We start from the raw sequence: 12,737 nt of genomic DNA, 5'->3' as shown, positions 1-12,737 counted from the left end.
CGGCTCCCACAAAAACATCTATAAATAAATAGTCGCGACACCTCCTGGGGAATCGTTTCAATGCGCTGGTTGCTTGCCCTGTTCTGTTTGTCTTTCGTCGCGGTGTCCCAGGCTTCTGCCCTGGAACCCCTGGACGGCAAGGTCATCGAGAAAATCCTGGTTCTCAAGTCTTCCCATCAATTGCAATTGATCAATGACGGCAAGCCGCTCAAAACCTATCGCATTTCCCTGGGCAAGCGTCCCAAGGGGCCGAAACTGATGGAAGGCGACAAGCGCACCCCGGAAGGCCTCTACTGGGTCGACTGGCGCAAGATCAGTGATAAATTCAACCTGGCGATGCACATTTCCTACCCGAACATCAGCGACTCGGCCCGCGCCCGTCGTGAAGGCGTCGAGCCCGGCGGCATGATCATGATCCACGGCACCCCGGATACCGAAGACACCCCGGAAGACCTGTTCCACACCCTGGACTGGACCGACGGCTGCATCGCCATGCGCAACATGGACATGCGCGAAGTCTGGAACCTGGTGCCGGACGGCACGATGATCGAGATTCGTCCGTAATTCCTTCGACCATTGGTCGGCATCAAAAAATAAAATCAGAAGATCGCAGCCTGCGGCAGCTCCTACGGGGTGAATACCATTTCCCTCTGCAGGAGCTGCCGCAGGCTGCGATCTTTGTCGTTTTAAAGCCCACCGCTAATACCACTTAAAACCACCCAGTCTATAACCAGCCACAATTGGCACATTCCTGTAAAACACCCGCGTTGACATGGTATGCAAGTGGTATTAGTTTCGCCTCACAACCGGGCGACAACAATCCTATATCCGCATCGGACAATGCCTACATGAACGACCTACAGGCCCTGCGCCCCGACGACACCCAACCCACGCCGTTGTACCTGCAACTGGCACGCAATCTGGAAGCGGCGATCCATGCCGGCCAGTGGAAAGCCGAACAGGCCATGCCGTCGGAGCGCCATCTGAGCGAGACCCTGGGCATCTCCCGCGTCACTGCACGCAAAGCGCTGGAAGTGTTGTTCGAACAAGGCCTTATCCGCCGTAACCAAGGCTCCGGCACCTTCATCACGCCGCGCCTGGAACAACCGTTGTCGCGCCTTTCCGGTTTCAGTGAAATGCTAAGGCTCAAGGGGTTTGTGCCCAGTTCACACTGGCTGGAGCGGGAAATCACCCTGCCGACCCACGAAGAGCTGATCCGCCTCGGCCTGTCGCCCAACGACAAGGTCGCGCGGCTCAAACGCCTGCGCAAGGCCGACGACACCGTGATGGCCATCGAGATGAGCACCCTGCCCGCCTCGATCATTCCCAAGCCGCAATTGGTGGGTGATTCCCTCTACGAATTCCTCGACGGCATCGGCAAGCCGGTGGTGCGCGCCTTGCAGCATATCCAGGCAATCAACGCCTCGGACGAGTTCGCCGCGCTGGTCGGCATCGCCCCCGGCACCGCCATGCTGCTGATGACCCGGGTCGGCTACCTGGAAGACAACACGCCCATCGAAGTCACCGACACCTATTGCCGCAACGACTACTACGACTTTGTGGCAGAGCTGCGTCGCTGACAAACAGCCGGCCGCTAAAAACCGAGATCCCGACATGTCCGAAGACAACATCCTCACCGCCCACGGCTGGGTTCGCGGCCGACTGGTCCACGCCCACGGCAAGGTCGTGTCCATCGAAGGCGTCCCCTGCAATCCGGCGGACAACGACCTGCCTTATCTGCTGCCGGGTTTCATCGACCTGCACGTTCACGGCGGTGGCGGCAAAGACATCATGGAAGGCACGTCCGCCTTCGAAACCATCACCCGAACCCACGTGCGCTTCGGCACCACGTCGATGCTGGCGACCACCATGACGGCGCCGAGCGAAGAGATCACCAGCGTGCTCGAAGCCGTCGGCGAATTCTGTGAGCAGCGGCCACAAGGCTGCGCGCGGGTGCTCGGTGTGCACCTCGAAGGCCCCTACATCAACCCCGGCAAGCTCGGCGCGCAACCCAACTTCGCCCACACCGCGTTGATGGTCGAGGTCGAAGCGTATCTGGCACTGGCGCCGATCCGGGTGATCACCATTGCCCCGGAAATCGCCGGTCACGATGCCTTGATCCGCGACCTCAGCCGCCGCGGTATCCGCATGCAGATCGGCCACACCCTGGGCAGTTACGAGGAAGGCGTCGCGGCGCTGGAGGCTGGCGCCAGCAGTTTCACCCACCTCTACAACGCCATGAGCCCGCTGCATCACCGCGAGCCGGGGATCGTCGGCGCTGCACTGGCCCACGCCAAGTACGCCGAACTGATCCCGGACTTGCTGCACGTGCACCCCGGCGCCATCCGCGTCGCCCTGCGCTCGATCCCGTGCCTGTACTGCGTCACCGACTCGACCGCCGCCGCCGGCATGCCCGACGGCGAGTACAAACTCGGCAGCCACACCGTGACCAAGTGCCTGGGCGGCGTGCGCCTGCCCGACGGCACCCTGGCCGGCAGCACCCTGACCATGGATCAGGCCCTGCGCAACCTGGTGAAAATCGGCCTGCCCATCGCCGAAGCCTCGCAGCGCCTGTCGCAATTCCCCGCCGACTACCTCGGCCTCACCGAACGCGGGCGCCTGCAACCAGGGGCCTGGGCCGACTGCGTGCGGCTGGACCGCTCACTGAAACTGACCGCCGTCATGGTCGAAGGAGAAGACATTGACTTCAAAAATGCTTGAAGAGGCGCTGTCCTCGTTCGAGGCCGTGCAAGCCCAACTGCAGCAACTCGACCCGCAGATGATCGAGATCGCCGGACGCCTGCGTCGTCAGCCGCCACAAATGGCCATGACCGTGGCGCGCGGCAGCTCCGACCACGCCGCCAGTTACTTCGCCTACCTGACCATGCAGCTGCTAGGCATTCCGGTGGCGTCGTTGCCGATGTCGGTGGTGACCATGCAGCAGGCGCCGCTGAAGGTCAGCGGCCAGGTGGCATTCGCCTTCTCGCAATCGGGGCAAAGCCCGGACCTGGTCAACAGCCTGCGCCTGTTGCGCAAGCGCGGCGCATTGAGCATTTCGCTGGTCAATGCCGAAGACTCACCTCTGGAAGCCGCCTGTGAGTTCAGCCTGCCGCTGTGTGCCGGTACTGAAAGCAGCGTCGCCGCGACCAAGAGTTTCATTGCCACCCTGAGCGCCAGCGCACGGTTGATCGGGCACTGGAAGGAAGACGCCGAACTGCTCGAAGCGGGTTTGGCCTTGCCCGACGGCCTGCGCAACGCCGCGCAGCAGGACTGGAGCCCGGCCATCGAGGCCTTGCGCGATTGCCAGCGGCTGATGGTGATCGGCCGGGGCGCCGGTTTCGCCATCGCCCAGGAAGCGGCGCTCAAATTCAAAGAGACCTCGGCGATCCAGGCCGAAGCCTTCAGCAGCGCCGAAGTCCGTCACGGCCCGATGGCCCTGATCGGTGACAACTACCCTCTGCTGGTGTTTGCCCCACGGGGCGCCGAGCAGGCCGGTCTGCTGAGCCTGGCCGCCGACATGCGCCAGCGCGGCGCCCGTGTCCTGCTGGCCGCACCGGATGACGTGCTCGAGCGCGACCTGACCCTGACCCGCGCCGAACACCCGGCCCTCGACCCGATTCTGGCGATCCAGAGTTTCTACGTGATGGCCGCCGGCCTGGCCGTGGCCCGCGGCATGGACCCGGACCAGCCGCGGCACTTGAGCAAAGTCACCCGCACCCATTGAATCATTGTCCCCTGTAGGAGCGAGCTTGCTCGCGATGGACGTCAACGATGACGCGTGTCTCCTGAATGAACGCGTTGTTCTCAGGTTCTTCGCGAGCAAGCTCGCTCCTACAGGTGGCGAGCTGATCTGAACTTTTTATGAGACCGAGCCATGCATAACAACAATAAAGAGCTGACTTTAAGCGCCCCGCTCAGCGGCCCGGTGCTCACGCTCGCCAAAGTCCCGGACCCGGTGTTTGCCAGCGGCGCCATGGGCGACGGCATCGCCATCGATCCGCTCAACGACACGCTCCACGCCCCCTGCTCGGGTGTGGTGGTGCATGTCGCGCGCACCGGCCACGCACTGACCTTGCGTGCCGACAACGGCGCGGAATTACTCCTGCACCTGGGCCTCGACACGGTCGAGTTGCAGGGCCTGGGCTTCTCGATGCTGGTCAAGGAAGGCGCCCGCGTCGCCAATGGCCAACCCCTGCTGCGCTACGACCTGGACAAGGTCGCGCAACAGTGCAAAAGCCTGGTCAGCCTGCTGATCCTCACCAACAGCCAGGACTTTCAGGCGCGGCCCATCACCCTCAAATCGGTGAAAGTCGGTGAGCCGCTGCTGCACATCATTCGTCGACAGACATCGACCGCAGAGGTCGATGTCGAGTTTGCCGGCGCAGAGATTGTCGGCCTCGTACGCATTGCGCACCGTGGCGGCCTGCACGCGCGGCCGGCGGCGTTGATCCGTCAGACCGCACAAGGTTTCAAAAGCAAATCGCAACTGCACTTCGCCGGCAAGTCGGCCACCTGCGACAGCCTGATCGGCCTGATGGGGTTGGCCATCGGCGAGCAGGCAGAAGTCCAGGTCAGTTGCCAGGGCCCGGACGCCGAAGCTGCATTGCAAGCCTTGCTCACCGCCTTATCCACAGCCCTGGCCGAAGACAGTCACGCCGCCGCGCCACCGACGATCGCCCAACGCAATCGCCCCGTCGAAGCCGGTGTGTTGCACGGCGTCTGCGCAGCGCCCGGCCTGGTCGGCGGGCCGCTGTTTCGTCTGAATGCGATCAGCCTGCCAGTGGATGCCGGCCAGCATGATCCGCAACAGCAACGCCAGGTTCTGGACGCGGCACTGAGCCAGGTGCGCAGCGAAATCGACCACACCCTGACCCTGGCAAAAAAACACAAGGACAGCGCTGAAGAGGCCATTTTCGCCGCACACCTGGCGCTGCTCGAAGATCCGGCCTTGCTCGACGCTGCCAGCCAATCCGTCGCCCAGGGCACAGCTGCGACCCACGCCTGGAGCCAGGCCACCGACGCGCAATGCGAAGTGCTCCAGCAAACCGGCAGTACATTGCTCGCCGAACGCGCCAACGACCTGCGCGACCTCAAGCAACGGGTGCTGCGCGTATTGCTCGGCGATACCTGGCATTACGACGTGCCGGCCGGCGCCATCGTCGCGGCCCATGAACTGACTCCGTCCGATCTGCTGCAACTGAGCCAGCAAGGTGTCGCCGGGCTGTGCATGGCCGAGGGCGGTGCGACTTCCCACGTAGCGATTCTGGCCCGGGGCAAAGGCCTGCCGTGCATGGTCGCACTGGGCTCGACGCTGCTCGATCAACAACAGGGGCAACCGGTGGTGCTGGACGCCGACGGCGGCCGCCTCGAACTGACCCCCGGCACACAGCGCCTGGCCGACGTGCGCCAGCTGCAACAGCAACAGCAACAACGCCGGGCCGAACAACAGGCCCAGGCGCACACACCGGCGCTGACCACCGATGGCCTGTGCATCGAAGTCGCCGCCAACGTGGCGTCCAGCACGGAAGCGGCAGACGCATTGGCCAATGGCGCCGACGGCGTCGGCTTGCTGCGCACCGAATTTCTCTTCGTCGACCGCCAGACGGCCCCGGACGAACAGGAACAACACCAGGCCTATCAAGCCGTGCTCGATGCCATGGGCGACAAGCCGGTGATCATCCGCACCATCGACGTCGGTGGCGACAAGCAACTCGATTACCTGCCACTGCCCGCCGAGGCCAACCCGGTGCTCGGCCTGCGCGGCATTCGCCTGGCTCAGGTTCGCCCGGAACTGCTCGACCAGCAACTGCGCGCGCTGCTGCACCTGCGCCCGTTGTCACGCTGCCGGATCCTGCTGCCGATGATCACTGAGGTCGATGAACTGCTGCACATCCGCCAACGCCTCGATGCCTTGTGTACCGAACTGGGTCTGGCGCAGCGCCCGGAGCTGGGGGTGATGATTGAAGTGCCGGCCGCCGCGCTGCTGGCCGAGCAACTGGCCGAACACGCGGACTTCCTGTCCATCGGCACCAATGACCTGTCGCAATACACCCTGGCCATGGACCGCGACCACGCAGGGCTCGCCGCACGCGTCGATGCGTTGCACCCGGCCCTGCTGCGGTTGATCGCCCAGACCTGCGCTGGTGCGGCACAGCACAAGCGTTGGGTCGGTGTGTGCGGTGCACTGGCGTCCGATCCGCTGGCCACGCCGGTGCTGATCGGCCTGGGAGTCAGCGAGCTGTCGGTGAGCCCGGTACAGATCGGTGAAATCAAGGACCGCGTGCGTCATCTCGACGCCAGCGAATGCCGGCGCATCAGCCATGACCTGCTCAAGCTGAGCAGCGCCAGCGCCGTGCGTCATGCCTGTCACCAGCACTGGCCTCTGAGCTAGCTCTTTACAAAAGAAGAACAAAAATCCAGGGAGATCCGCCATGTACCAACTTTTCATTGAAGGCCTGCAGCGCCTCGGTCGCGCACTGATGCTGCCAATCGCGATCCTGCCGATTGCCGGTCTGCTGCTGCGCCTGGGCGACACCGACCTGCTCAACATCGCGATCATCCACGACGCCGGCCAGGTGATCTTTGCCAACCTGGCGATGATCTTCGCCATTGGCATCGCGGTCGGTTTCGCCAAGGACAACAACGGTACGGCGGGGCTTGCCGGGGTAATCGGTTACCTGGTGATGATCGCCACCCTCAAGGTCCTCGACCCGAGCATCAACATGGGCATGCTCGCCGGGATCGTCAGCGGCCTGATGGCCGGCGCGCTATACAACCGCTTCAAGGACATCAAGCTGCCGGAATACCTGGCCTTCTTCGGTGGCCGGCGGTTCGTGCCGATTGTCACCGGGTTCGCCGCCGTGGGCCTGGGCGTGGTGTTCGGCTATATCTGGCCGCCGATCCAGCACGGCATCAACAGCTTCGGCACGCTGATGATGGAGAGTGGCAGCATTGGTGCGTTCGTCTTCGGCGTGTTCAACCGCCTGCTGATCGTCACCGGCCTGCACCACATCCTCAACAACATGGCGTGGTTCGTGTTCGGCAATTTCACCGACCCCACCACCGGTGCGCTGGTCACCGGCGACCTGTCGCGCTACTTCGCCGGCGACCCGAAAGGCGGCCAGTTCATGACCGGGATGTTCCCGATGATGATCTTCGGCCTGCCCGCCGCGTGCCTGGCGATGTACCGCAACGCCTTGCCGGAACGGCGCAAGGTGATGGGCGGGATTTTCTTGTCGATGGCATTGACCGCATTCCTGACCGGCGTGACCGAGCCGATCGAATTCGCCTTCATGTTCCTCGCGCCACTGCTGTTTCTGCTGCATGCGTTGCTGACCGGTCTGTCGATGGCCATCACCAATGCGCTGAACATTCACCTGGGCTTCACCTTCTCCGGCGGCTTCATCGACATGGTGCTGGGCTGGGGCAAGTCCACCAACGGCTGGCTGGTGATCCCGGTGGGCCTGGCGTACGCCGTGATCTATTACGTGGTGTTCGATTACTGCATCCGTCGTTTCGACCTGAAGACACCGGGCCGCGAAACCAGCGCTGCCGCCCCGCAAGTGGCGGTGGCCGACAATGAACGCGCCGGGGCTTACATCAAGGCCTTGGGCGGCGCCGAAAACCTGATCACCGTTGGCGCCTGCACCACGCGGTTGCGCCTGGACATGGTGGATCGCAACAAGGCCTCGGATACCGATCTGAAAGCGCTCGGCGCCATGGCCGTGGTACGTCCGGGCAAGGGCGGGAGTCTGCAGGTAGTGGTGGGGCCGATGGCCGATGCGATTGCCGATGAAATTCGCCTGGCGATGCCGGCGCTGGGTCGTGCCATGGTGTCGTCACCGGCAGCGGAAATCGATGCGCCTGCACCGGCCGCCGTGGCGACACCTGAAGCGCAGCAATGGCTCAATGCGCTGGGGGGTGGCGACAATGTTTTGCAACTCGACTGCATCGCCATGACGCGCATCCGCCTGCAACTGGCCAATGGCAAGGCGTTGTCGGAGTGTGATTTGAAAGCGCTGGGTTGCCAGGGTGTGAGTCAGCTGGACGGCGGGATCTGGCATCTGCTGGTTGGCGACAAGGCGCCGAGTTTGAGTGATGCGCTGGAAGCGTTGGTCAATCGCAGTGAGGTCAGTGCCAAGGTTTAGGTTTTGGAAACACACCGAACCAGTGTGGGAGCGGGCTTGCTCGCGAAGAGGCCATCACATTCAGCATCAATGTTGCCGGTTAGACCGCCTTCGCGAGCAAGCCCGCTCCCACACTGGATCGGAGTACATCCTTTGAATCGCAACCAACAAAAAACCCGCTGAAATCTCTTTCAGCGGGTTTTTCATTTCAGCGGCACGAGAATCAGAAATCCTCCAGGCGCCACACTTCATAAGCCGGTGTCTCGTAGGGATGGCTCTGTTTCAGAGCCGCCACCACCGCGTGAATCAACTCATCAGTCACTACCAGCTCGACTTTCCATTCCTCGACCTGTTCGACCTGCCCTGCCTCGCCAATGAACGGCTGACTGCCGTCCAGTGGACGAAACTGGCCCAGGCCCAACACTTGCCATGCACAGTGATCGTAAGCACCGATCCGTCCGCCACCGGCGGCGAATACGGCACTTTTCACGTCTTCGACGTGACTGGTTGGAACAAAGAAGCTGAGCTTGTACACGGCGCTTAATTCACCCGTTCTTAGTTCACCCAGACCCGAGCATTACGGAACATGCGCATCAGCGGTGCATCTTCGTTCCAGTCATCCGAACGCCACGAGTTCTGCACGGCGCGGAACACACGTTCCGGGTGCGGCATCATGATGGTCACGCGACCGTCACGGCTGGTCAAACCGGTGATCCCGCGCGGCGAGCCGTTCGGGTTGGCCGGGTAGCTTTCGGTGACCTTGCCGTGGTTGTCGACAAAACGCATCGCCACGCAACCGGACAGATCGGCTTCCAGCAGTGCTTCTTCGCTGGCGAACTCGGCATGACCTTCGCCGTGGGCGATGGCGATCGGCATGCGCGAACCGGCCATACCCTGCAGGAAGATCGAGTTCGACTCCTGGATCTGCACCATGGCAACACGGGCTTCGAACTGTTCGGAACGGTTGCGCACGAAGTGCGGCCAGAACTCGCTGCCCGGGATCAGCTCGTGCAGGTTGGACATCATCTGGCAACCGTTGCACACGCCGAGGGTGAAGCTGTCGTTGCGCTCGAAGAAGCCCTGGAACGCATCGCGGGCGCGGCTGTTGAACAGCGCGGATTTCGCCCAGCCTTCACCGGCACCCAATACGTCGCCGTAGGAGAAGCCGCCGCAAGCGACCATGCCCTTGAACTCGTTCAGGTCGACACGACCGGCCAGAATGTCGCTCATGTGCACGTCGATCGCGTTGAAACCGGCGCGGTCGAACGCCGCCGCCATTTCCACCTGACCGTTGACGCCCTGCTCACGCAGCACGGCAACCTGTGGGCGGATGCCTTTCTTGATGTAAGGCGCGGCGATGTCCTGGTTGATGTCGTAGCTCAGCTTGACGCTCAGGCCCGGGTTGTCTTCTTCCAGCAGCACGTCGAACTCTTGCTCGGCGCAATCGGCGTTGTCACGCAGGCGCTGGATCTGGTAGCTGGTCTCGGCCCACTGGCGTTGCAGCAGACGACGCTGGCCTTCGAACACGGTGTCACCGTTGAAGGTGATGCCGATCTCGCCATTGTTGATTGGCTGACCGATCACCGACACGCAATCGCCCAGGCCGGCAGCGCTGAACTGCGCGAGGATGTCCGGGGTGGCGTCCTGGCGAACCTGGATCACCGCACCCAGTTCTTCGTTGAACAGGATCGCGGCGATGTCGGCGGAGGAATCCGCCAGGCTGTCGAGGTTCAGGCTCAGGCCGCAGTGACCGGCGAAGGCCATTTCAACCACGGAGGTCAGCAGACCACCGTCGGAACGGTCGTGGTAAGCCAGCAGGTGACCGTCGGCGTTGAGGCCCTGGATCACGGCGAAGAAGGCCTTCAGGTCTTCGGCGTCGTCGACGTCCGGAGCCTGCTTGCCGAGCTTGCCGTGGACCTGCGCGAGGATCGAAGCGCCCATGCGGTTCTGGCCCCGACCCAGGTCGATCAGGATCAGGTCAGTGGTGCCCTTGTCCATGCGCAGTTGCGGGGTCAGGGTCTGACGGATGTCAGTCACTGGTGCAAAACCGGTCACGATCAGGGACATCGGCGACGTGACGGACTTGTCGACGCCTTCATCGTTCCAGCGCGTGGCCATGGACATCGAGTCCTTGCCCACCGGAATGGTGATGCCCAGCTCAGGGCACAGTTCCATGCCGACCGCTTTCACGGTGTCGTACAGACGCGCGTCTTCACCCGGGTGGCCGGCAGCGGACATCCAGTTCGCCGACAGCTTGATGTCGGAGATCTTGCCGATGCGCGAGGCCGCGATGTTGGTCAGGGTTTCGCCGATGGCCATGCGGCCCGACGCCGGAGCGTCCAGCAGTGCCAGCGGAGTCCGCTCGCCCATGGCCATGGCTTCACCGGTGTAGACGTCGAAGCTGGTGGCGGTGACGGCAACGTCGGCCACCGGCACCTGCCACGGGCCGACCATCTGGTCACGGGCCACGAGGCCGGTGATGGTGCGGTCGCCGATGGTGATCAGGAAGCTCTTGCTCGCCACGGCCGGGTGATGCAGGACACGCTCGACGCAGTCGGCAATGTTCAGGGTCGACGGATCGAAGTCGTCGCCCAGCTCGGCTTCACGTACCACCGAACGGTGCATGCGTGGCGCCTTGCCCAGCAACACTTCCAGTGGCATGTCCACCGGGCTGTTGCCGAAATGGCTGTCGGTGACGGTCAGCTGGGGTTCGGCAGTGGCTTCGCCGACCACGGCAAACGGGCAACGCTCACGTTCGCAGATCGCCTTGAAACGCTCGAAGTCAGCCGGGCCGACCGCCAGAACGTAGCGTTCCTGGGATTCGTTGGACCAGATTTCGTGCGGGGCCATGCCCGGCTCGTCGTTTGGAATGTTGCGCAGTTCGAAACGGCCACCGCGGTCGCCGTCGTTGACCAGTTCCGGGAAGGCGTTGGACAGACCGCCCGCACCCACGTCGTGGATGAAGCTGATCGGGTTCTTGTCGCCCAGTTGCCAGCAACGGTCGATGACTTCCTGGCAGCGACGTTCCATTTCCGGGTTTTCGCGCTGTACCGAAGCGAAGTCCAGGTCCGCCGAGCTGGTGCCGGTGGCCATGGAGGAAGCCGCGCCGCCGCCCAGGCCGATCAGCATCGCCGGGCCGCCGAGCACGATCAGCTTGGAGCCAACGACGATCTCGCCTTTCTTGACGTGTTCTTCGCGGATGTTGCCCATGCCGCCTGCCAGCATGATCGGCTTGTGGTAGCCGCGAACTTCGTCACCGTGCGGGGTGGTGATCGACTGTTCGAAGGTACGGAAGTAGCCGGTCAGGGCCGGACGGCCGAATTCATTGTTGAACGCAGCACCGCCCAATGGGCCTTCAATCATGATGTCCAGCGCGGTAACGATGCGCTCAGGCTTGCCGTACGGCACTTCCCACGGCTGTTCGAAGCCCGGGATCTGCAGGTTGGACACGGTGAAACCGGTCAGGCCGGCTTTCGGCTTGGCACCGCGACCGGTGGCGCCTTCGTCACGGATTTCGCCACCGGAACCAGTGGATGCGCCCGGGAACGGGGCAATCGCGGTCGGGTGGTTGTGGGTCTCGACCTTCATCAGGATGTGCACCGGTTCCTGCACCGCGCCGTACTGGCGGGTTTCAGGGTCCGGGAAGAAACGACCGGCCACGGAACCGACGATCACCGAAGCGTTGTCCTTATAAGCCGACAGGACGCCTTCGTTGTGCATCTGGTAGGTGTTCTTGATCATGCCGAACAGGCTTTTATCCTGGCTTTGGCCGTCGATGTCCCAACTGGCGTTGAAGATCTTGTGACGGCAGTGCTCGGAGTTCGCCTGGGCGAACATCATCAGTTCGATGTCATGCGGGTTGCGCGAAAGGCCCACGAAGGCGTTGACCAGGTAGTCGATCTCGTCTTCGGCCAGGGCCAGGCCCAGCTCGGTGTTGGCTTTTTCCAGCGCGGCGCGGCCGCCACCCAGCACGTCGATGGCGGTCAGGGGTTTCGGTTCGGCGTGGCTGAACAGACCGGCGGCCTGTTCGAGGTTGCCCAGCACGATCTGGGTCATGCGGTCGTGCAGACCGTCAGCGATCAACCGGGCTTCAGCATCGCTGAACTGGCCGGCCACGTAGAACGCGATGCCGCGCTCCAGGCGCTGGATTTTCGCCAGGCCGCAGTTGCGGGCGATGTCGCTGGCCTTGCTCGACCACGGCGAGATGGTGCCGAAACGCGGCAGTACCAGGAACAGACGACCGGTCGGCTCTTGTACCGGAACGCTTGGACCGTACTTCAGAAGGCGCGCAAGCACCTGCTGTTCGTCGCCGGTCAGGACGCCGGTAACTTCGGCGAAGTGAGCGAATTCAGCATACAGGCCGCTGACAGCCGGAACCTTCTGGCTCAGTTGCTCAAGGAGCTTGCTGTGGCGAAAGGCGGAAAGGGCAGGAGCGCCGCGCAGGATCAACATCTTCGGGACAGCCTCGGGAAGGGGTGTGCTTTGAGGCCGTGCATTCTAGCCTAAACCGCCCGCGACATCACCCGAAACGCTACGCACGGTTGCACTCGGGTGTCGATCTGTGTTTCTGCCCCGAAAGTCAGGTTAACCGGGCGTGTGACGACAGCTTAT

General features: G+C 63.0%; 8 protein-coding genes. 6 read left to right on the top strand and 2 right to left on the bottom strand.

Annotated features, from left to right (window positions below; all coding sequences use genetic code 11):
• Positions 1-60 precede the first annotated feature (60 nt).
• The 6 genes from BSF40_RS08960 to nagE all read left to right on the top strand — a co-directional run bounded on the left by BSF40_RS08960 (position 61) and on the right by nagE (position 8,147).
• Positions 61-564: a murein L,D-transpeptidase family protein gene (locus BSF40_RS08960; protein WP_095964845.1), complete on the top strand. Its 504-nt coding sequence runs from the start codon at positions 61-63 to the stop codon at positions 562-564.
• Positions 565-848: 284 nt separating this feature from the next.
• Positions 849-1,580: a GntR family transcriptional regulator gene (locus BSF40_RS08955; RefSeq protein WP_095964844.1), complete on the top strand. Its 732-nt coding sequence runs from the start codon at positions 849-851 to the stop codon at positions 1,578-1,580.
• 34 nt (positions 1,581-1,614) lie between these two features.
• Positions 1,615-2,721, top strand: coding sequence for an N-acetylglucosamine-6-phosphate deacetylase (nagA, locus tag BSF40_RS08950; protein WP_095964843.1), 1,107 nt, complete (start codon positions 1,615-1,617; stop codon positions 2,719-2,721).
• On the top strand, positions 2,702-3,724 hold the full coding sequence (locus BSF40_RS08945) for an SIS domain-containing protein (protein WP_095964842.1): 1,023 nt from the start codon (positions 2,702-2,704) through the stop codon (positions 3,722-3,724). Before nagA ends, BSF40_RS08945 begins: the two co-directional genes overlap by 20 nt.
• Positions 3,725-3,874: 150 nt before the next feature.
• Positions 3,875-6,391, top strand: coding sequence for a phosphoenolpyruvate--protein phosphotransferase (gene ptsP, locus BSF40_RS08940; RefSeq protein ID WP_095964841.1), 2,517 nt, complete (start codon positions 3,875-3,877; stop codon positions 6,389-6,391).
• A gap of 40 nt (positions 6,392-6,431) precedes the next feature.
• A complete protein-coding gene (gene nagE / locus BSF40_RS08935) occupies positions 6,432-8,147 on the top strand; it encodes an N-acetylglucosamine-specific PTS transporter subunit IIBC (RefSeq protein ID WP_095964840.1) in 1,716 nt (571 codons plus the stop codon).
• 202 nt (positions 8,148-8,349) lie between these two features.
• On the opposite strand, the gene cutA is transcribed toward nagE, so the two are convergent.
• Both cutA and purL read right to left on the bottom strand, forming a co-directional pair.
• Positions 8,350-8,661, bottom strand: a complete 312-nt coding sequence (gene cutA / locus BSF40_RS08930; RefSeq protein WP_095964839.1) for a YqfO family protein — start codon at positions 8,659-8,661, stop codon at positions 8,350-8,352.
• 20 nt (positions 8,662-8,681) lie between these two features.
• A complete protein-coding gene (gene purL / locus BSF40_RS08925; RefSeq protein WP_095964838.1) occupies positions 8,682-12,578 on the bottom strand; it encodes a phosphoribosylformylglycinamidine synthase in 3,897 nt (1,298 codons plus the stop codon).
• Positions 12,579-12,737 lie beyond the last annotated feature (159 nt).

Source organism: Pseudomonas sp. ACN5 (assembly GCF_002303975.1).
GTDB classification, from domain to species: domain Bacteria; phylum Pseudomonadota; class Gammaproteobacteria; order Pseudomonadales; family Pseudomonadaceae; genus Aquipseudomonas; species Aquipseudomonas laurylsulfatiphila.
This window is presented reverse-complemented; position numbering and strand designations above follow the sequence as displayed.

Bases quoted from the DNA above. Each gene is read 5' to 3' on its own strand.
- purL (WP_095964838.1), bottom strand. From the start codon at position 12,578: ATGTTGATCCTGCGCGGCGCTCCTGCCCTTTCCGCCTTTCGCCACAGC.
- BSF40_RS08960 (WP_095964845.1), top strand. From the start codon at position 61: ATGCGCTGGTTGCTTGCCCTGTTCTGTTTGTCTTTCGTCGCGGTGTCC.
- nagA (WP_095964843.1), top strand. From the start codon at position 1,615: ATGTCCGAAGACAACATCCTCACCGCCCACGGCTGGGTTCGCGGCCGA.
- nagE (WP_095964840.1), top strand. From the start codon at position 6,432: ATGTACCAACTTTTCATTGAAGGCCTGCAGCGCCTCGGTCGCGCACTG.
- ptsP (WP_095964841.1), top strand. From the start codon at position 3,875: ATGCATAACAACAATAAAGAGCTGACTTTAAGCGCCCCGCTCAGCGGC.
- BSF40_RS08955 (WP_095964844.1), top strand. From the start codon at position 849: ATGAACGACCTACAGGCCCTGCGCCCCGACGACACCCAACCCACGCCG.